General features: G+C 57.5%; 20 protein-coding genes. 10 read left to right on the top strand and 10 right to left on the bottom strand.

Features of this window, described 5'->3' with window-relative positions:
• Nucleotides 1-13: 13 nt before the first annotated feature.
• The 3 genes from AC2FH9_RS13810 to AC2FH9_RS13800 form a co-directional block, all read right to left on the bottom strand.
• Complete coding sequence (locus AC2FH9_RS13810) at nucleotides 14-889, bottom strand: HAD family hydrolase (protein ID WP_142636518.1); 876 nt, start codon at nucleotides 887-889, stop codon at nucleotides 14-16.
• A gap of 126 nt (nucleotides 890-1,015) precedes the next feature.
• Nucleotides 1,016-1,936: a manganese-dependent inorganic pyrophosphatase gene (locus AC2FH9_RS13805; protein ID WP_281972652.1), complete on the bottom strand. Its 921-nt coding sequence runs from the start codon at nucleotides 1,934-1,936 to the stop codon at nucleotides 1,016-1,018.
• A 100-nt stretch (nucleotides 1,937-2,036) separates the two neighbouring features.
• Complete coding sequence (locus AC2FH9_RS13800) at nucleotides 2,037-3,017, bottom strand: TraB/GumN family protein (protein ID WP_282021526.1); 981 nt, start codon at nucleotides 3,015-3,017, stop codon at nucleotides 2,037-2,039.
• 136 nt (nucleotides 3,018-3,153) lie between these two features.
• On the opposite strand from AC2FH9_RS13800, the gene AC2FH9_RS13795 reads away from it, so the two are divergent.
• From AC2FH9_RS13795 to AC2FH9_RS13770, 6 genes are all read left to right on the top strand, one after another.
• Complete coding sequence (locus AC2FH9_RS13795) at nucleotides 3,154-3,828, top strand: DUF2161 domain-containing phosphodiesterase (protein ID WP_496871927.1); 675 nt, start codon at nucleotides 3,154-3,156, stop codon at nucleotides 3,826-3,828.
• Between the two features lie 151 nt (nucleotides 3,829-3,979).
• On the top strand, nucleotides 3,980-4,267 hold the full coding sequence (locus tag AC2FH9_RS13790) for a co-chaperone GroES (RefSeq protein WP_120632017.1): 288 nt from the start codon (nucleotides 3,980-3,982) through the stop codon (nucleotides 4,265-4,267).
• 55 nt (nucleotides 4,268-4,322) lie between these two features.
• On the top strand, nucleotides 4,323-5,963 hold the full coding sequence (gene groL / locus AC2FH9_RS13785; protein ID WP_142636527.1) for a chaperonin GroEL: 1,641 nt from the start codon (nucleotides 4,323-4,325) through the stop codon (nucleotides 5,961-5,963).
• A 239-nt stretch (nucleotides 5,964-6,202) separates the two neighbouring features.
• Nucleotides 6,203-7,045 (top strand): DMT family transporter, encoded by an 843-nt coding sequence (locus tag AC2FH9_RS13780; protein ID WP_496871907.1) that lies wholly within the window; start codon nucleotides 6,203-6,205, stop codon nucleotides 7,043-7,045.
• Between the two features lie 38 nt (nucleotides 7,046-7,083).
• Nucleotides 7,084-7,857 carry an alpha/beta fold hydrolase gene (locus tag AC2FH9_RS13775; RefSeq protein ID WP_496871905.1) on the top strand — a complete coding sequence of 258 codons (774 nt, stop codon included), beginning with the start codon at nucleotides 7,084-7,086 and terminating at the stop codon, nucleotides 7,855-7,857.
• Complete coding sequence (locus tag AC2FH9_RS13770; protein WP_496750297.1) at nucleotides 7,854-9,005, top strand: alpha-D-ribose 1-methylphosphonate 5-triphosphate diphosphatase; 1,152 nt, start codon at nucleotides 7,854-7,856, stop codon at nucleotides 9,003-9,005. The genes AC2FH9_RS13775 and AC2FH9_RS13770 overlap by 4 nt, the downstream gene beginning before the upstream one ends.
• 1 nt (nucleotide 9,006) lies before the next feature.
• Here AC2FH9_RS13770 and AC2FH9_RS13765 read toward each other — a convergent pair whose 3' ends face one another.
• From AC2FH9_RS13765 to AC2FH9_RS13750, 4 genes are all read right to left on the bottom strand, one after another.
• Complete coding sequence (locus AC2FH9_RS13765) at nucleotides 9,007-10,074, bottom strand: 5-(carboxyamino)imidazole ribonucleotide synthase (RefSeq protein ID WP_496871902.1); 1,068 nt, start codon at nucleotides 10,072-10,074, stop codon at nucleotides 9,007-9,009.
• Nucleotides 10,075-10,076: 2 nt separating this feature from the next.
• A complete protein-coding gene (locus AC2FH9_RS13760) occupies nucleotides 10,077-10,832 on the bottom strand; it encodes an NAD(P)-binding domain-containing protein (protein ID WP_496871901.1) in 756 nt (251 codons plus the stop codon).
• On the bottom strand, nucleotides 10,829-11,314 hold the full coding sequence (gene purE, locus AC2FH9_RS13755; protein WP_496871899.1) for a 5-(carboxyamino)imidazole ribonucleotide mutase: 486 nt from the start codon (nucleotides 11,312-11,314) through the stop codon (nucleotides 10,829-10,831). Before purE ends, AC2FH9_RS13760 begins: the two co-directional genes overlap by 4 nt.
• 76 nt (nucleotides 11,315-11,390) lie before the next feature.
• Complete coding sequence (locus tag AC2FH9_RS13750) at nucleotides 11,391-11,615, bottom strand: YdcH family protein (protein WP_037308505.1); 225 nt, start codon at nucleotides 11,613-11,615, stop codon at nucleotides 11,391-11,393.
• Nucleotides 11,616-11,778: 163 nt separating this feature from the next.
• Between AC2FH9_RS13750 and AC2FH9_RS13745 the strand changes: the two genes are divergently transcribed.
• The 4 genes from AC2FH9_RS13745 (at nucleotide 11,779) to AC2FH9_RS13730 (ending at nucleotide 14,259) form a co-directional block, all read left to right on the top strand.
• Complete coding sequence (locus AC2FH9_RS13745) at nucleotides 11,779-12,192, top strand: Hsp20 family protein (RefSeq protein WP_142636541.1); 414 nt, start codon at nucleotides 11,779-11,781, stop codon at nucleotides 12,190-12,192.
• Between the two features lie 5 nt (nucleotides 12,193-12,197).
• Entirely contained in the window at nucleotides 12,198-12,422 is a 225-nt protein-coding gene (locus AC2FH9_RS13740) for a DUF1150 family protein (RefSeq protein ID WP_142636543.1), read from the top strand.
• A 92-nt stretch (nucleotides 12,423-12,514) separates the two neighbouring features.
• The gene (locus AC2FH9_RS13735; RefSeq protein ID WP_496871897.1) at nucleotides 12,515-13,399 is read left to right on the top strand and encodes a PhzF family phenazine biosynthesis protein; all 885 of its coding nucleotides are present in this window, start codon (nucleotides 12,515-12,517) and stop codon (nucleotides 13,397-13,399) included.
• The gene (locus tag AC2FH9_RS13730; RefSeq protein ID WP_496871894.1) at nucleotides 13,399-14,259 is read left to right on the top strand and encodes a hypothetical protein; all 861 of its coding nucleotides are present in this window, start codon (nucleotides 13,399-13,401) and stop codon (nucleotides 14,257-14,259) included. The genes AC2FH9_RS13735 and AC2FH9_RS13730 overlap by 1 nt, the downstream gene beginning before the upstream one ends.
• A gap of 57 nt (nucleotides 14,260-14,316) precedes the next feature.
• Here AC2FH9_RS13730 and AC2FH9_RS13725 read toward each other — a convergent pair whose 3' ends face one another.
• From AC2FH9_RS13725 to AC2FH9_RS13715, 3 genes are all read right to left on the bottom strand, one after another.
• The gene (locus tag AC2FH9_RS13725) at nucleotides 14,317-16,035 is read right to left on the bottom strand and encodes a bifunctional sulfate adenylyltransferase/adenylylsulfate kinase (RefSeq protein WP_142636548.1); all 1,719 of its coding nucleotides are present in this window, start codon (nucleotides 16,033-16,035) and stop codon (nucleotides 14,317-14,319) included.
• Nucleotides 16,036-16,252: 217 nt separating this feature from the next.
• Entirely contained in the window at nucleotides 16,253-17,923 is a 1,671-nt protein-coding gene (locus AC2FH9_RS13720; protein ID WP_496871893.1) for an adenylate/guanylate cyclase domain-containing protein, read from the bottom strand.
• 60 nt (nucleotides 17,924-17,983) lie between these two features.
• A complete protein-coding gene (locus AC2FH9_RS13715; RefSeq protein WP_496871892.1) occupies nucleotides 17,984-18,451 on the bottom strand; it encodes an RES family NAD+ phosphorylase in 468 nt (155 codons plus the stop codon).
• Nucleotides 18,452-18,453 lie beyond the last annotated feature (2 nt).

Below are 18,453 nucleotides of genomic sequence, written 5' to 3'. Positions count from 1 at the left end.
AAGCCTTTTTTGACTACCTAAGGCGGCCGATCGTATAGGTCGGGTTTATCTTTTCCTTTTGAATATAATCAGTTAGGGATTCATGATGCGGATGTGCCTCGGTTTTTGTCTCGGCCGCGGCTAGCCCGCCCGAGATGAAAAGAGAATCAATGCCTTCCCCCATTCCCCCCAGAATGTCGGTGTGCGGACCGTCTCCGATGACAAGAATGTCCCCATCGGGGATGTCGTGGCCAAGTTCCTGCAACCTGCGGCGGGCAAGATCATAGATCGGCGGATGAGGCTTTCCGAAATATAGGCTTTCGCCACCCATTTCCGTATAAAGCCTGGCTAACGCACCAGCGCACCACTCCCGAACCTCGCCGCGGTCCACCACAATATCGGGATTGGCACAAAGCAGCTTCAGCCCCTTTTGTTTGGCGTACAGGAAATCAGCACGGTTCACGGACGGATCGGCCATAGGATCGAAGGGGCCGCAACAAGCAATGCCCTCTGCCTCGGCCAGCGGCACGCGCTCGATATGAATCGGGTGGTCCAACAACTTCAGCGGTTCAAAGAATCCCGCGTCCCGCTGCCATTCGCCCATGAAATAGACCTTTTCGCCCACTGCGCCCCGGAACATGGCCGACCGGGCCGAATCTCCGCTGGTTGCAATCGTGTCATAGGCGTCGTCTGGGACATTGAATTGCGCCAGCTGGGTGGCGACGCCAGCACGCGGTTTGGGTGAGTTTGTCACCAGGACAACAATGCCACCCTGCGCGCGATAGGCCTGCAGGGCCGCAACCGCTTCGGGGTAAGCGGTGATGCCATTGTGAACACAGCCCCAAAGATCGACGAACAGGGCCTTATAACGGCTGGAAACCTCGGGCAATGCGTGGATGATCTGCGTCATGATGGGCCCCCATTGATCTGGAAAGAGTGTCGTTTGAGCCTAAGACAGTGCGTGTGGTGTTTGGCCAGTAAGGGCAATGCCTAGCAAAAAAGGCGCCCGATCAAGGCGCCTTTGGTGATTTTGGGATCAGACCTTGAGGTTCGGAATGATCTGTTTCTTACGGCTCATGATCCCGGGCAGAACGACCGCGTCGCCATCAACCGAAGCGCCAAAGCTTTTCTCGGCCACGGCTTTGACCAGATCGTTGGGAACCAGTAGGGTGGCTTCTTCGTTCAGAATATCGACCACGAACAGCAATACCTGATCGACACCGTCCTCTTTGGCTACGTCGGCCATCGACGCCGCAAGGCTGTCTTTGCGGTCCAGCACGACACCCGGTGCTGTGGTTTCCAGAACCGAAACGCGGAATTTGGTGCCGTCGACTTCGTATTCCTTGCTGTCCATCCGGATCAGCTCGGCGTCCGAGAATGAGGACACATCTGATTTGGCCGCGAACATTTCTGCAGCATAGGCCGAGACGTCCAGACCCAGATCCGCGGCCAGTTTTTCGGCCACAGCGCGGTCATGCGCGGTTGTGGTGGGCGAGCGGAATTCCAACGTGTCCGACAGGATGCAGGTCAGCGCCGCGCCTTTGATGGCATCGGGCATTTTGGCGGCATCGTCGCCGATCATGTCGACCATGATAGTGGCGGTGCAGGCCAGCGGCCGCACGGTGATGTCGATCGGGCCTTTGGTTTCCAGACCGCCGACCAGTTTATGGTGGTCGATAATGGCGCGGATATCGGCGCCGTTGATACTGGCGGGCAGCTCGGCGGGGTTGTTCGTGTCGACAATAACAACCGGTGCGTCAGCCTCTACGTCTGTGATGATGCGCGGCTTGGGCAGGTCCCAGTGCTGCAGCATAAAGGCTGCTTCAGTGTTGGGTTCACCCAGCAGGACAGGCTCGGCCTGTTCGCCTTTGATTTCGTTCATGTACCACGACCACAGGATCGGCGAACCGGTGGAATCAGTGTCGGGGGATTTATGTCCAAATACGAGGGTTGTCATTTCAGCGTCCTGAGGAGAGTAGATTTGGGCGCCTTATAGGGTGGTCTGGCACACTTGTCACCCGCCCCTGCGTAAACTGCGACGAAGGGTAAGGCCGGGCCTAGAAAGCGGCACGTTTCAGCGTGTATCCAGCCTGTTCCAACTGGTTCAACAGACCGTGGTCATCGCCCAAATGTCCGGCGCCCACAGCAATGACCACCGTTTGGTCCTGAATGGCCAATATGTGCTGCATCCAGTTGTTGTTGCGCCCGACTAGAAGTTGCTGTTCGAAACTGGACCACTCTTCGTCGAAAACCTCTTGCGACAGACCGGAGGTTTCAAGCCCCTGTAGTCTGGCAAATTGGATGATCTCTGCGTGCTTTTCTTCCAGATAGGCATTGACCATAGTTGCCAGCTGATCCTCGCTGCTTTCAAAGGCACTGGCCATGCGGATCAGTGATTGCACCTGCTTTTCGATCGGGTGCTGGTCAAACATCGCCATCAGATCATTAATCTGCTCTAAAGAGTACTGGGGGATGTCATGGGCTTCGGCCATGTCGGTCAGGCGCGCGTCCATTCCATAGCTGGCTTCCGGATTCTCGGTCATGCATGGGGGGACACCCAGCATCATGCTCAGAAACCAGGGGCGCATTTTTGCAGCCATCCAACTGGGGATGCCACGCTCTGCCAGGCCGCTGGACAGGGCGGCCCAGTCTTCTTCCGGCATCAGCTCAATCAGGGTGGGACCTGAGGTGATCAGAACAGGGCTGAGGTCTTTGGCCAGTTCCTGTTCAAATGCAGTCATTTCGTCCTGGGTCACTTCGAAATAGAACGCATCCGCCTGGCTGAGTGTCGGTTCCAGCCTTTCTGTGACGGCGTCCATACGCGGGTCGTTTGTGTGCAGCGTTCCTATCAGATGCAGAACTGTATCGCCTTTTGTCGCGATCCAGTGATTGCCTTCCGGGTACGGGAAGTCGGCCAAAGCCTGCTGCAAATCAGCTTGCGCCTCTGGACTTAGGTCAGACCTCAGGTCGCGCCCCTCGCAGGCCGCTTGGGCCGAGAAAGGTACCAGCAGACAAGCCAAAAAGATCAAAAAACGCATCGTACCATCCTGGTTGGATCAATCCCTATATGGGGTGCGACCTTGCCGGGGCCAAGGCCGGTGTTCAACCTGCCAGGATGGACACTGACCTGATCTGTGTCTGGCATTCCACAGTAATTCGAATAGCATGAGCCACATGGACCGCGAGCAGGATCTCTACCCCCCAATCAAGGCGCTGTTAGAGCGTCAGGGCTATACCGTCAAAGGCGAGGTCGGTGCGGTCGATGTCATGGCTGTTCGTGAGGGTGAAGAGCCTGTGATTGTAGAGTTGAAGTTGCGTTTCTCCTTGGCGCTGTTTCACCAGGCAATCACCCGACTGAAGGTTACTGAAAATGTCTATATCTGTGTTCTCAAGCCCCGCGGACGCACGGCCAAGCGGGCGTTGAAGGACAACACGGCGCTATGTCGAAGGTTGGGCCTTGGCCTGATAACTGTTCGGGCGGATGGCGTTGTCGAGGTGCATTGTGATCCTGGGCCCTACGCCCCGCGAAAAGACAAGGCCAAAACAGCGCGGCTGCTGCGCGAGTTTGACAGGCTTGAAGGTGATCCGAACGCAGGCGGCGCCACACGCCACGGCCTCGTCACCGCCTATCGTCAGGATGCTTTGCGCTGTGCGGCGCATCTTGCAGAATGTGGTGCCACAAAAGGGGCAGATGTTGCTAAGGCAACCGGTGTTTCGATTGCGACCCGGCTGATGCGCGAAAACCATTATGGCTGGTTCGACAAAATTGAAAAAGGCGTCTACGCCTTGTCGGAATCCGGACAAGAGGGTCTGAAGCACTGGGCCTATAGCTGGGATCAGCCTGACTGAGTCCCAAGGATAAAAAATTCTTCACGCTTGTTGACTCAGGGATTTCGACCCCCTAGCTATACGCCGTTATCACTCGCAAGGGTCGAGTGCTAACGCCTCACCGCAAGGTGAGGGGAGGATAAATAAACTTTGAGCCCAAGGAGCTGCAAAGATGGCATTGAAACCGCTTCATGACCGCGTGTTGGTTCGCCGTACCGAAAGCGATGAGAAAACCGCTGGTGGTCTGATCATTCCCGACAGCGCAAAAGAAAAGCCCAGCGAAGGCGAAGTTGTTGCGACCGGCGAAGGCGCACGCAAGGACAGTGGCGAGCTGATCGCAATGGCTGTAAAAGCTGGCGACAAGATCCTGTTCGGCAAATGGTCGGGCACTGAGGTTCAGGTCAACGGCGAAGAGCTGCTGATGATGAAAGAAAGCGACATCATGGGGATCATCGAGTAAGCCCACGCGCTTCCTCTGATCTTCATCCCAATACATTTTCTCAAGGAGAAACGACATGGCTGCTAAGGACGTCAAGTTCGACACCGATGCCCGTAACCGCATGCTGGCAGGTGTGAACATCCTGGCCGACGCTGTCAAAGTGACCCTGGGCCCCAAAGGCCGCAACGTGGTTCTGGACAAATCTTTCGGCGCGCCGCGCATCACCAAAGACGGTGTTTCGGTTGCCAAGGAAATCGAACTGGAAGACAAGTTCGAAAACATGGGCGCGCAGATGGTGAAAGAAGTCGCCAGCCGCACCAATGACGAAGCCGGCGACGGCACCACCACCGCAACCGTTCTGGCTCAGTCCATCGTCAAAGAAGGTCTGAAGCAGGTTGCAGCGGGCCTGAACCCGATGGACCTGAAGCGCGGCATCGACCTGGCAACTGCCAAGGTTGTTGAAGGCATCAAGAACGCCTCGCGTGAAGTCAAGGACTCGGCTGAAGTTGCTCAGGTTGGCACCATTTCTTCCAACGGTGAAACCGAGATCGGCCAGCAAATTGCAGACGCGATGCAGAAGGTCGGCAACGAAGGTGTTATCACCGTCGAAGAAAACAAAGGCCTGGAAACCCAGACCGATGTTGTCGAAGGCATGCAGTTCGACCGCGGCTACCTGTCGCCTTACTTTGTCACCAACGCTGACAAGATGGTTGCAGACCTCGAAGACTGCATGATCCTGTTGCACGAAAAGAAACTGTCCTCGCTTCAGCCGATGGTTCCGCTGCTCGAGCAAGTGATCCAGTCGCAAAAGCCGCTGCTGATCATTGCAGAAGACGTTGAAGGCGAAGCGCTGGCAACTCTGGTTGTTAACAAACTGCGCGGCGGCCTGAAAATTGCTGCTGTCAAAGCACCGGGCTTCGGCGATCGCCGTAAGGCCATGCTGCAGGACATCGCAATCCTGACCGGCGGTCAGGTCATCAGCGAAGATCTGGGCATGAAGCTTGAGTCCGTGACCATGGACATGCTGGGCACTGCCAAGAAAATCGAAATCACCAAAGACGAAACCACCATCGTCGACGGTGCTGGCGAAAAAGCCGAGATCGAAGCACGTGTTGCTCAGATCCGCACCCAGATCGAAGAAACCTCGTCGGACTACGACCGTGAAAAGCTGCAAGAGCGCGTTGCCAAACTGGCAGGCGGTGTTGCTGTTATCCGCGTCGGCGGCATGACCGAAGTTGAAGTGAAAGAGCGTAAGGACCGTGTGGACGATGCTCTGAACGCGACCCGCGCTGCTGTTCAAGAAGGCGTTGTTGTGGGCGGTGGTGTTGCTCTGGTTCAGGCCGGTAAAGCACTGGACACTCTGCAAGGCGCAAACGCTGATCAGGACGCAGGCATCAACATCGTTCGTAAGGCAATCGAAGCGCCTCTGCGCCAGATCGCTGAAAACGCAGGTGTCGACGGTGCGGTTGTTGCTGGCAAAGTTCGCGAAAGCGACGATGTGGCATTTGGCTTCAATGCGCAGACTGAAGAATATGGTGACATGTTCGCATTCGGCGTGATTGACCCGGCCAAAGTTGTCCGTACCGCATTGGAAGATGCAGCGTCGGTTGCCGGCTTGCTGATCACTACCGAAGCAATGGTTGCTGACAAGCCGCAGAAAGATGGACCTGCTGGCGGCGGCATGCCCGACATGGGCGGCATGGGCGGCATGATGTAAAACGTCGAATTCGCTTAGGCGAATTCCGGCGGCCCCACAGGCGCTTGGCAGCATAGCCAAACCGCCCAGAGGGGAGCTGCAGAGCTAAGGAACGGGGTCGCCTTCGGGCGGCCCCGTTTCGTTTTGGCACGCCGCTTATAACTGAAACTGTGGCTCAAACTGTTCCGAGGTCGACGGTCTAACCGGTCCCTTCAGGAAAGTGAGTACCCAAACCGGTGTGAAACCGATATCGGGTTGATATGCGACTGTTCCTTCTGACCGCCCTCACCATGTGCGCCTTTGCAGCGAACTCCATTCTGAACCGGATGGCCGTTGAAGGCGGCGATAGCGACCCGGCCGGGTTTGCGGTTATGCGCGTTCTGGCAGGGGCGCTGATGCTGGCGGTGCTGGTTTTGATACGTGGCGGCAGCCTGCCGTTGCGCAGCTCTCGCCGGTTCATTGGCGCTGGCGCCTTGTCGCTTTACATGATCGGGTTCTCGATCGCCTATCTTACACTGGATGCTGGGCTGGGCGCCTTGATCCTTTTCGGGGTGGTGCAAATCACGATGTTCGTGGTCACTGCCGTGACTGGAAACTCACCGACACGACAGCAACTTCTGGGGGCGGCGATTGCATTGTGTGGCCTCGCCTATGTGCTTTGGCCGTCGGGCACGGTTCGCGTGGACCCGGTCGGAGCCGCCCTGATGTGCGCTGCCGGGATTGGCTGGGCAGCATATTCTCTGGCGGGACGGTCCGAGCCAAATGCGCTTGCCGGTACGGCGGCGAATTTCGTCATTGCCCTTCCGGTGACGGCCGGAGCTTTGCTGCTGCTCGGCGGAGGTTGGCAGATGACGGGCACCGGTTTGTTGCTGTCGGCGATATCCGGGGCGGTCACTTCGGGGCTGGGATATGCGTTGTGGTATCGTGTTTTGCCCCAACTGGCTCCGACCGTTGCAGCTGTGGTGCAGTTGAGCGTGCCCGTGATTGCTATTCTGGGCGGTGTCCTCTTGCTGAGCGAAACAGCAGAGGTCCGGCTTTTGATTGGCGCAGCGCTGGTGTTGGGCGGCATTGCGCTGGCGGTGCTGCGACGTCAGCGGGGGTAGGGCTTTCATCAGCGGCGCTAAGGCATTATCTGGCGCTTATGAAAATTCTGATCGCCCTGCTTATCTTTCTGCTTCCTGCCGCGGCCAGCGCGAAATGCGTGGTCTTGTTGCATGGTCTTGCGCGGACCGAGGCCTCTTTCACCGTGATGGAGCAGCTGTTCAAGTCACATGACTATTCGGTTGTGCGCCCGGGCTATCCCTCGACCGAGATCGGTATTCCCGAACTGGCCGAGCAAACCATTCCTGATGCCTTTGCGTCTTGTGGCGATGACACTGTCAATGTGGTGGCACATTCGATGGGCGGCATTTTGTTGCGCTATTGGCTCAAGGATCATAGCCCGGAAAACCTGGGTCGTGTCGTCATGCTGGGGCCGCCCAATCAGGGCAGCCAACTGGTCGATGAACTTAGCGCGTGGGAGGTGTTCGGCTATCTCAACGGACCTGCGGGCCTTCAACTGGGCACAGGCGCCGAAGGGATCCCGGGTCGTCTACCGCCGGTGGATTTTGAACTAGGTGTTATCGCAGGCGAAAACTCCTTAAACCCAGTATTTTCTTCACTGATTGATGGGTCTGATGACGGTAAGGTTTCGGTTGAAAGCACCAAGGTCGAAGGAATGACTGATCACCTGGTTCTGCCGGTGACCCACACGTTCATGATGAACAATCCGCGGGTCATGGCTCAGGCCCTGCACTTCATTGAATTCGGCCAGTTTGACCCGCAGATCACCTGGCTTGACGGGGTGATGGAAGCTATTGACGAGATCTGCATCGGACAGGATTGCTCGGAACCTGACTCGGAGTCCACGCAATGACCGCATTAAGCCTGACTCTGACCGGTGCAGAGGTTCTTCTGCCCGGCGAGGGGCTGACGGATGTCGATCTGACCATTGCCGATGGCGTGGTTCAGACAGGCCCTGCCGGGCGGCAGATCGACCTGTCAGGATATCTGGTTCTGCCCGGTATTATCGACTTGCATGGCGATGGGTTTGAACGGCACATCGCGCCCCGTCGCGGTGCCATGAAGCAGATGAACGAAGGGATCCTCTCGGTCGAGGCTGAACTGGCGGCCAATGGCATCACCACAGCCGTTCTGGCCCAGTTTTACAGTTGGGAAGGCGGGGTGCGCGGGCCTGAGTTCGCAGGGCAGGTGTTTAATGCCATTGCGGCAGTCAAGGACCACACCGTCACCGATCTGATGCCCCAGCTTCGGTTCGAAACGCATATGCTGGACGATTACGCCGGACTGGCAGAAAAGATTGCGGCTTGGCAGGTGCCCTATGTCGTGTTCAACGACCACCTGCCGCATGACCGTCTGGCTGAGGGGCGTAAGCCCCCGCGTCTGACCGGACAGGCGCTCAAGGCCGGTCGCAATCCCGAGGTGCATTTCGAAATGCTGCTGTCGATGCATGCTCGCCGGGATGAGGTGCCTACCGCACTGGATGTACTCTGTACTGCTTTGACAAAGCAGGGCGTCCGCATGGGCAGCCACGATGACGCCAAAGCCCAAACTCGTGCCGAATGGCGCGCGCGGGGCGCGCGGATTTCAGAGTTCCCCGAAACGCTGGAAGCCGCCGAGGCAACCCGCACCGCCGGGGATCACATCATCCTGGGGTCGCCCAATGTAGTACGCGGCGGGTCGCATAAAGGGAATGTTAGCGCGCTGGACCTGATTGCGATGGGGCTGTGCGATGCGCTGGCCTCGGATTATCACTATCCCAGCCCGCGCCGGGCAGCCTTGATGCTGGCCAAATCCGGCCTTCTGGACATGGCGGGCGCATGGGCGCTGGTGTCGTCAGGGCCAGCCCGCGTACTTGGGTTGCAAGATCGCGGCATGCTCACACCCGGGCAGCGTGCCGATCTGGTCATTCTGGAGGCAGATACAAACCGTGTCGCGGCAACGCTGGCTGCCGGGCGCGTCAGCTATATGGCCGGGGATATCGCCGCGCGGTTTGTCGGCTGATTTACCGCGTGATGCGGTTAAAATGACCCATCTTGCGGCCTGCCTTCACCTCGGCCTTGCCATAAAGATGCAGCGCAACATCACGTTCGGTCGCGAGTTCAGGTACGCGGTCCATATCGTCGCCGATCAGGTTCTCCATCACCACGTCTGAATGACGCTGCCCGTCGCCCAGAGGCCAGCCTGCCACAGCACGGATATGTTGCTCGAATTGATCCACCGCGCAGCCATTCTGTGTCCAATGGCCCGAGTTATGCACGCGCGGTGCGATCTCGTTCACGATCAGACCCTGCGGGGTCACGAACAACTCGACCCCCATGACGCCGACATAGTCCAAGGCGTTCAGGATATTTGCCGCCAACAGGATCGCATCTGTGCGCTTTGCTGCGGGCAGGCGGGCAGGGACGGAGGTGGTATGCAAAATGCCATCGCGATGCACGTTCTCACCGGGGTCGAAACAGGCGACCTGACCATCCAATCCGCGCGCGGCGATGATTGATACCTCATGGCTGAAATCGACAAAGCCTTCCAGGATCGCAGGCGCGCCCGCCATATCAGCCAGAGCAGTTTCAGCGTCATCTGGGCTGCGCAGCCGGGCCTGTCCCTTGCCGTCATAGCCAAATCGGCGGGTCTTCAGGATGGCAGGGGCGCCGATCTGGTCAATCGCAGCCTTCAGGCTGTCCAGATCCGTGATATCGGCGAAGGGCGCTGTATTTAGGCCCAGCCCTTGCAAGAAAACCTTTTCGTTCAGTCGATCCTGACTGACCCGCAGCGCCTCGCGCCCCGGGCGGATGGGGCGGTGGGCTTCCAGAATGTCCAGTGCTTCGGTGGGGATATTCTCGAATTCATAGGTGATGACATCGACTGCTTCGGCAAAGGCCTTGAGGGCCTCGGCATCATCATAAGAGGCGGTGATCACCCGATCCGCCACATGACCCGCAGGCGGGGTCGCACCGGGTTCATAAATATGCGACACAAAACCCAGCCGGGCTGCAGCAACGGACAGCATACGGCCCAGTTGACCGCCGCCCAAAATCCCGATTGTCGCGCCGGGGGCAAGCATTTCCACCATTCTCAACTCTCCAAACGTTTGCCAATAGCGCCAAGTGCTGCGTGCAATGCCTTGTGCGCGCCCTGATCTTGCAGGGTCTGTGTCATTTGCAGGCTCAGCGTGCCGTCAGTGGCCAGCGCATCGCGTTCGGCCTCTAGGTGGCCTGCGGCCTTCTTATCCATCGCGTGCAGAAAGCCCGATACCAACTGGGTGGTGTAGAATTCGGCCCCGGCTGCGTCTCCGGTTGTGTCTCCCAGCCAAGTTGCTCCGGTCGCCATCAGGTCCAGAAGGCCGGGAACCATGGCGCAAATGGCGAAATGGGCGTTCAGTGCCGCCTCATCTGCGACCTTGATCACCGGGTTTTCCGGTGCGAACAAATCGGCCAGCAGTTGATCGTTGCCGAAAGCGACCAGCGGGCAGCCACCGGCTTCCAAAAATCCCAGCGGAATGGTTTGCACGATTGCCGGCGCCGGAGAGCAGAGCTCGGTTAGTTCATCTTTCGAAACTGCTGCCATGACCGAGACGATCTGATGGTCGGATCGAAACGTTAAGGCGGCCAGAACGTCCGCAGCGATATGTGGGCGCAGGCACAGGAACACGATCTCGGATGCATCTATCACGGCCTGTGGCGTCGTGACAGACACACCCAGTTCAGCCTTTAGCGCGGTTGAAACCTGGTCATTGCGTTCTGTCACGGAGATCTCGTGCCCTTTACGGGCCAAAAAACGCACCATCGGGGCCGCAATATGGCCCGTACCGATGAATCCGATCCGGCTCATCCCTCGGGTTCTTCGGGGATTGAGGCCGATAGCGCGTCGCGCCAGGCATCCAGCCGGCCGGCCAGAGCGTTATCCTGCAGCGCCAGAATGCCAGCGGCCATCAGCCCCGCATTGGCGCCGCCTGCCAACCCGATCGCCATAGTCGCAACCGGGAACCCTTTGGGCATTTGAACAATGGAATAGAGCGAATCGACGCCAGACAGTGCCCGCGTCTGCACCGGAACGCCGATCACAGGAACGCGTGTTTTCGAGGCCATCATGCCCGGTAAATGCGCAGCCCCGCCGGCCCCTGCAATGATCACCTGCAATCCGCGCGAGACAGCAGTCTTGCCATAGTCCCACAAGCGATCTGGGGTGCGGTGCGCTGAAACGATGCGTTTTTCATAGGCCACGCCCAGCTCATCCAGAATGTCTGCGGCTTCTTTCATCGTGGACCAGTCTGACTGGCTTCCCATGATGATCCCCACTTTAACGTCGCTCATCCGCTTGCGTCCCTGCCTTCCGAAAGAGCGCGAACTATAGCCAAATCCGCCTTTGTGGCAATGCGGTTCAGATGTCTCAGGCGATGATATCTGGGGTCAGGCGGTCTTCGATCAGGCGAATGATGTCTTTCAGGCGCAGTTTCTGCTTTTTCAACCGTTTGATCGTCAGTTGATCCGAGGTGCCAGTGGCCTGAAGCGCCTCGATTGCTTCGTCAAGATCACGGTGTTGACGGCGGAAAACTTCCAGCTCTACCCGCAGAACCTCATCAGTTTTCATCGAAAGATCGGTGGGCGCGTTCATTGGCGACTCAGAGTTGTTGTGGTGCTTGTCACACAAGATAGTGTGTCAGGCTTGATCCGGCCAGACCTTGTGGACATCGCTGTATATTCCCATATTCTATTATACGCGGTTGCCAGAATGGGGCCGCACAACACGTCGCTTTGGCAATAAAGGACGAAAATACGTGTCTAAACTTACTCTGGGCTCATACCCGCATCTTTTGGGGTTCGAGCAGTTGGAACGCCTTCTGGAGCGGTCTGCAAAGGCCGGAAACGAGGGGTATCCGCCCTATAATATTGAACAGACCTCGAATTTTTCCTACCGCATTACCTTGGCCGTGGCCGGGTTTGCAGAAGAGGACCTGTCGATTACCATCGAAGATCGACAGTTGGTGATCCGGGGACGTCAGCGCGACGACAGCGAAGGACGTATCTTTCTACACCGTGGGATCGCGGCACGTCAGTTTCAGCGCATGTTCGTGTTGGCCGATGGGGTCGAGGTTGGCGAGGCGATCATTGAAAATGGTCTGCTGCATGTGGATCTGACCCGCGCCGTGCCCGAAACCGTGGTGCAAACGATCAACATAAGGAAGGGGTAAGAGCAATGAATACACCGTTTGAAATCAACGCCGAAGGCGATCGGATCGTCTATGTCAAAACAGTTGAAGTCGCCGATCTACCTCGGGAAGTTCGCGAACAGGCCGGAGATCTGAGCCTGCTATATGCGGTACACGATGCCGACGGCCAGCAACTGGCACTGGTTGCTGATCGCAAGCTGGCGTTTAACCTGGCGCGCGAGCATGATTTTTCACCGGTGGCCGTGCACTAAAGCGACCTCCGTACGTTTTCCTCGTGACATCCATGGCCTGTCGGGCGAGACAGTCGAACCTATGATGGTTCGAATATCGGAGTGCACGACACATGAATTGGTTCGACTTTGACTGGGTAGACGCCTTCAGCGATCGCGCCTTTGGTGGCAATGGGTGCGCTGTTGTTCATGGTGGGGCAGCTCTGTCCGAAGACGTCTGCATGGCCTATGTGCGCGAGACGTCCTTGGTTGAATGCACCTTTACTGGCCCGTCCGATGTGGCCGATTTCCGGGTTCGTTATTTTCTGGCCAGTCGCGAAATCCCCTTTGCCGGGCATCCCACGATCGCAACCGTAGCTGCAATGCAGTCCAGAGGAATGCTGCAAGGCAATACCCTGACGCTTGAAACCGGCGCGGGGATCGTTTCGATCTGCATCAGCGGTGATGAAATCGAGATGACGCAGATTGCACCACAATTCGGCGCCTATGTTCCCGCCGAGCTGGTCGCCTCTGCCATCAGCCTGCACAAAGAGGCGATCATCTCGCCGCCGCAATTTGTTTCTACCGGGCTGCCCTTCTGTGTCACTGTTCTTCGTGATCACGACGCCCTGCGCGCGGCAAAACTGGTCGAAAGGCCTTTGCGCGAGATTGCCGAAAAGGCGGGCTTTTCCGGCTCCGATATGGCCGAACCTTTTCTTGTAACGCTCAAAGGCGCGACCAAAGCAGGCGATACATTCTCGAGATTGCTGTTGGCCCCGCCCAGCCCGCCCGAGGATCCGTTTACCGGATCTGCCACAGGTGCGATGGCGGCGTATCTCTGGAAACATGGGCTGATGCCAAAGGACGTTTTTATTGCCGAGCAAGGCCATGATATGGGGCGCCCCGGTCAGGCGACTGTTACCCGAGCTGGCCCATCGGATGCGATGACAGGCATCAAGGTCGCCGGTCGCGGGCATATTCTGATGCGGGGTCAGGTTAATTTGCCAGATGCCGGATGATGACAGAACCTGCAATCGCCATTTTGCCCTATGGGCATCGGTTAGGGCCGAAACTGGCCACGGTTCCTTTGTCGGAACTGACCTGGCCCGAAGGTTGCCCGGATCGTCTGATCGGAAAAACAGTGGGCGATCTTGCGCACACGGACCATCTGATCATGTACCCCAATTCCACCGTACATCTGCGTCTTCGTCGGGGAACACGTGCGCGGATATCTTTGATGATGGGAGAGCCTTCGGCCATCCATGCCAAACATGATCGCATGTTGCGCTATACGTGGCGGCGGTTCTTCCGGGTGCTGACCTTTCATGATGTTTTGTTGCAAGGTATCCCAAACGCCGTGTTTCTGCCTTATGGCGTGACGATGGTGCCTGATTGGCGAGAACTTTTGGTCGAGAAATCTAAATCCTGTTCTTTGATCGCCTCGGCCAAACGTGATCTCGAAGGACATCAGCTGCGCCATTCCGTGATCGACTGGGTTCGTGAATCCGGGGCAGATGTCGATATTATGGGGCGTGGCTATACTCCGTTTGACCGAAAGTCTGACGGGCTGGCCCCATATCGCTATTCGGTGGTGATCGAGAATGTGCGGGAGCGGAATTACTTTTCGGAAAAGCTGACAGACGCGATCTTGTGCTCGACAGTGCCGATCTATTGGGGCTGTCCCAATATTGGTGATTTCTTCGACACATCTGGGATGATCCTGTGCGATTCCGAGGCCGACATTCGGAGTGCGATTCAAGCCGCTTCGGTCGATGACTATGCCGCGCGTCTAGGCGCCCTGCGGGCCAGCCACTCCAAAGCGGCCGAGTTTGGTGATTTCGAAGGGCGCGCGGTCGCCGCTATTCGGGCGGAGCTGTAGTCCAATAGAAAAAGGCCCCCGGAAACCGAGGGCCTTTTGCTTGATTCTTTGCGCAGGTTACGATCCGGCGATCAAACCCATGCTTTCCAGCTTGAGCAGAACCTGGTGGGCACAGTTGTCTACGTCCACATTCTCGGTCTCGACGCTCAGTTCAGGATTGGCAGGTACGTCGTAGGGATCGGAAATTCCGGTGAATTCCTTGATCTTGCCTTCACGCGCCAGCTTGTACAGGCCCTTGCGGTCGCGGCGTTCGCATTCTTCGATGCTGGTGGCCACGTGAACCTCGCAGAAAGCGCCAAACGCTTCGACATCTTCGCGGACGGCGCGGCGGGTCGTGGCGTAGGGTGCGATTGGGGCACAGATAGCGATGCCGCCGTTCTTGGTGATCTCGCTGGCCACATAGCCGATGCGGCGGATGTTCAGGTCGCGGTGCTCTTTCGAGAAGCCCAGTTCCGATGACAGGTTCTTACGAACAATGTCACCATCCAGCAGGGTCACCGGACGACCGCCCATCTCCATCAGCTTTACCATAAGCGCGTTGGCGATGGTCGATTTGCCCGAGCCGGAGAAACCGGTGAAGAATACGGTAAAACCCTGCTGACTGCGCGGCGGTTTGGTCTTGCGCAGCTCGGTCACAACCTCAGGGAAGCTGAACCATTCGGGGATTTCCAGGCCTTCGGCCAGACGGCGGCGCAGTTCTGTGCCCGAGATGTTCAGGATTGTGACGTTGTCTTTGTCGGCGATCTCGTCATTCGGTTCGTATTGAGCGCGTTCCTGCACAAAGACCATGTGTTTGAAATCGACCATTTCAACGCCGATTTCATCCTGGAACTGGCGGAACAGATCTTGTGCGTCGTAGGGGCCATAGAAATCTTCGCCGGCCGAGTTCTTGCCGGGGCCTGCGTGGTCACGGCCGACAATGAAATGCGTGCAGCCGTGGTTGGCGCGGATCAACCCGTGCCACACCGCCTCGCGCGGGCCTGCCATACGCATCGCCAGGTTCAGCAGTGACATCGAAGTTGTCGAGGCCGGGTACTTGTCCAGAACAGCCTCATAGCAACGCACGCGGGTAAAGTGGTCCACGTCGCCCGGCTTGGTCATACCAACAACAGGATGGATCAGTAGGTTGGCCTGCGCCTCTTTGGCGGCGCGGAAGGTCAGTTCCTGATGCGCGCGGTGCAGCGGGTTGCGGGTTTGGAACGCAACAATACGGCGCCAACCCAGCTTGCGGAAATAGGCGCGCAGCTCGTTCGGTGTGTCGCGGCGAGCGCGGAAGTCATAGTGAACGGGCTGTTGGATACCAACAACAGGACCGCCCAAGTAAACCTTGCCCGCAGTGTTGTGCAGGTAGTTGACCGCCGGGTGAGCATCGTCATCTGCGCCAAAGACCTTTTCCGCCTCGCGCGCCTTGTTCGGCGTCCAGCGGTCGGTCACAGTCATGGTGCCCAAAATGACACCTTCTTGGTCGCGCAGTGCAATGTCCTGACCCAGTTTGATGCCCTCAGCGAAGTCTTCGCTGACATCCAACGTGATTGGCATCGGCCAAAGGGTGCCGTCGGCCAGGCGCATGTTCTCGACGACATTGTCGTAATCGGCCTCGCTTAGGAACCCTTTCAGCGGGTTGAACCCGCCATTCATCAGCAGTTCCAGATCACAGATCTGACGAGGGCTCAGGTCCCAGCTTGTCAGGTCGGCAGCTTCTACTTTCAGTTTCTGTGCGGACTCGTACGAAACATAAAGTTCAGAGATCGGCGCCAGATTGCTTAACATCGTCATGGGAATTCTCTTGTCGAAGGATGGATTGGCCAGTGATTCAGGGGCGTTTGCCGGGCATGTGCCCCGGCGGTCGAGTGAAGTCCAGATGGATTTATGAAACAAAGGACGATATGCGCGGTTTTTCTCCGGATTGGAAGGATTTTCCACATTTTGACGCGAAACCCGACGACAATCCCTTGGATCAAGGCCAAATAGACCGGTTTGAATGAGTGTGTTCTCAGGCGGCAATCTTGGGGGTGAGGTCGGACGCACGTTCGACCGGCAGGGCAGAAATTGGCCTTGTTACCCCACGCAATTGGAAGGGGCGCAGATCGTTCTGCCAACTCTCATGCCCCGCTGCCTTCAGCAGATCGCCCGAAACCAAAAGCTCGACACCCAACCCCTTGGTCTCGGCCTCCAATCGGCTGGCGACATTCACGGCGTCGCCGATAATCGTGCGGCTTGCAGTGCCTACGGCGCCGATTTCGCCCAGAACCAGATCGCCCAGATGTAATCCCATTCCAATGCGGATAAGCGGGCTGCCCTCGGTTTCGAGTTGCTCGTTGAACCGTTGCAATGCGCGGCTGACATTGGCTGCAGCTTTCATCCCGGCCCGTGCTGAACTTGCAGCATCGGCGGTTTCAAACACTGCAAGCAGCCCGTCACCCATATACTTGTCGACCGCACCCCCATCCGAGGTGATGGCTGGCACGATGGCGTCAAAGAACCGGTTGAGCAGGAAAACGATGTCATAGGGCAACTGCCCGGTGGTCAGTGCCGTGAACCCGCGCATGTCCAGAAACAGCACCGCCAGTTTACGTTCCTGCCCCTGGCTGGCATGGGCGCGATTGCGACCGCTACCGGGATTGTACATCCGAAAGGCCGTGATTGGCTCGGTCGGGCGGATCTGACAGGCCAGGCGTGCGCCTTCGGGTGCTTTTACGGCAGCCAAGCTGCGGGCCTCGATCTCACTGGGGACGGGGAGCTGATCTGCACCATTCTCGACAATAACGCGACAGGTGGTGCAGCGCCCCTTGCCACCACACAGCGCAGTGTGGGGAATGCCGTTGGCCTGAGAAATCTCAAGCAGGGTCATGCCTTTTTCGGCCACAATTTCGGGGCCTTCAACATATTTGATGCGCACCGAATGTCGACGTCGCAAAATTTTGCGCACCAGAAACACAAGCAATGTAGCGCCAACCGCCAGCCCGAATGCAAGCAGCGTATCTTGCCTCACACCCATCAGAGCCTGAAAAGCCTGGGGCGATGGCCAGTTGTAATGTTCGATATACTGATCGCGCAGAAACGGGTCGGCGAAATCAGCCCAGATGCGTCGGCCCTCTGTCAAAAGACCTGCCAGAGCGAAAGACGGAATGAACACGGCGAGCCCGATCAGATAAGGCAGCGTCCTTTGCCACCAGGATGTCAGGCGCAGCCACATGTGAAGACCGATGCAACTGTGGACCCAGACCACCAGCAAAAGCAGGCTTTGTGTCCAGATTGCATAGCTGGGCCACATTAGCGCGATGATATAACCCATCTCATCATTAACCCCGAAAACTGCATGTGCGTATCGGGTGTGAACAAGGTGCGAGATCAGTTGCAGTGGAATCACAAATCCAAGCACCACCTGTAGCCCCAGGCTGAAAGGCATTCGCATGGTTCTGCGCTGAGCTAACGAATACAGCGCCAGCCCAAAATGCACGAGCAAGGCCAGATATAGAATCGCGCTGCCGATGTTATTGCGCGTAATGACATGGCGGCCTTTCTGCATTCCGTGGAGATAATCAGTATGAAACAGTCCCAGACCGATATTGATGAAGTGAAAGAAGGCAAAGATGAACAGGATCAGGCCGCTCATGATCCTCAGCCGGGTAGCCCACCCGCCTTGCCATAGTACGCTTTTCACTCGGTTCACCTGTGTTCGTTTTGCTCGCATCTCAGAGTCTGTAACGGCGCAGAGCGGGGGTCAAGCGAAGCCTCTATGCCCCGGCAACCAGGGATGCGGATCCCCATCCAGGCACACTACCTCTGGCGAGGTGCTAAACAAAACCGCATGACTGAGTTCTGGCCGGGATCGCGAGCTGTATAGCAAGCCGTCGGCGCCTTTGGCGCGGGCGTCATCCGAAAATAGCCAGGTGGGTGAGGCGCCTTCTTTTTCGTGGGCATCCTGCCACACGACCGAGGCTTCGCTGCGCCCCCGCAGATCTACCAGCCGAGCGCCGGTGATCCGGCATTTTTGAAGAATGCGTGGTGGATCGGATAGGCAGACATAGCGTTTGATGGCTACTTCGGCACCCTCAGCGCTCAGCGAAGAATAAAGCGCGAATTGGCCCGCATAATGAAAACGCCCCTCTGGCGCCCGTGCTGGGGCCAAAGGGGCGTCTATCTGTGAGAGGAACAGAATTCTCCAGATCGGGCCGGAGAACTCGATCACCT

It is taken from the genome of Ruegeria sp. CDSC081, from assembly GCF_059610485.1.
The sequence above is the reverse complement of the archived record's forward strand: the minus strand, read 5'-3'. Positions and strand labels throughout refer to the sequence as shown.

What these genes read in the sequence shown, in the direction of transcription:
- AC2FH9_RS13810 (WP_142636518.1), bottom strand. Translation starts at nt 889, where the DNA reads ATGACGCAGATCATCCACGCATTGCCCGAGGTTTCCAGCCGTTATAAG.
- AC2FH9_RS13805 (WP_281972652.1), bottom strand. Translation starts at nt 1,936, where the DNA reads ATGACAACCCTCGTATTTGGACATAAATCCCCCGACACTGATTCCACC.
- AC2FH9_RS13800 (WP_282021526.1), bottom strand. Translation starts at nt 3,017, where the DNA reads ATGCGTTTTTTGATCTTTTTGGCTTGTCTGCTGGTACCTTTCTCGGCC.
- AC2FH9_RS13795 (WP_496871927.1), top strand. Translation starts at nt 3,154, where the DNA reads ATGGACCGCGAGCAGGATCTCTACCCCCCAATCAAGGCGCTGTTAGAG.
- AC2FH9_RS13790 (WP_120632017.1), top strand. Translation starts at nt 3,980, where the DNA reads ATGGCATTGAAACCGCTTCATGACCGCGTGTTGGTTCGCCGTACCGAA.
- groL (WP_142636527.1), top strand. Translation starts at nt 4,323, where the DNA reads ATGGCTGCTAAGGACGTCAAGTTCGACACCGATGCCCGTAACCGCATG.
- AC2FH9_RS13780 (WP_496871907.1), top strand. Translation starts at nt 6,203, where the DNA reads ATGCGACTGTTCCTTCTGACCGCCCTCACCATGTGCGCCTTTGCAGCG.
- AC2FH9_RS13775 (WP_496871905.1), top strand. Translation starts at nt 7,084, where the DNA reads ATGAAAATTCTGATCGCCCTGCTTATCTTTCTGCTTCCTGCCGCGGCC.
- AC2FH9_RS13770 (WP_496750297.1), top strand. Translation starts at nt 7,854, where the DNA reads ATGACCGCATTAAGCCTGACTCTGACCGGTGCAGAGGTTCTTCTGCCC.
- AC2FH9_RS13765 (WP_496871902.1), bottom strand. Translation starts at nt 10,074, where the DNA reads ATGGTGGAAATGCTTGCCCCCGGCGCGACAATCGGGATTTTGGGCGGC.
- AC2FH9_RS13760 (WP_496871901.1), bottom strand. Translation starts at nt 10,832, where the DNA reads ATGAGCCGGATCGGATTCATCGGTACGGGCCATATTGCGGCCCCGATG.
- purE (WP_496871899.1), bottom strand. Translation starts at nt 11,314, where the DNA reads ATGAGCGACGTTAAAGTGGGGATCATCATGGGAAGCCAGTCAGACTGG.
- AC2FH9_RS13750 (WP_037308505.1), bottom strand. Translation starts at nt 11,615, where the DNA reads ATGAACGCGCCCACCGATCTTTCGATGAAAACTGATGAGGTTCTGCGG.
- AC2FH9_RS13740 (WP_142636543.1), top strand. Translation starts at nt 12,198, where the DNA reads ATGAATACACCGTTTGAAATCAACGCCGAAGGCGATCGGATCGTCTAT.
- AC2FH9_RS13735 (WP_496871897.1), top strand. Translation starts at nt 12,515, where the DNA reads ATGAATTGGTTCGACTTTGACTGGGTAGACGCCTTCAGCGATCGCGCC.
- AC2FH9_RS13730 (WP_496871894.1), top strand. Translation starts at nt 13,399, where the DNA reads ATGACAGAACCTGCAATCGCCATTTTGCCCTATGGGCATCGGTTAGGG.
- AC2FH9_RS13725 (WP_142636548.1), bottom strand. Translation starts at nt 16,035, where the DNA reads ATGACGATGTTAAGCAATCTGGCGCCGATCTCTGAACTTTATGTTTCG.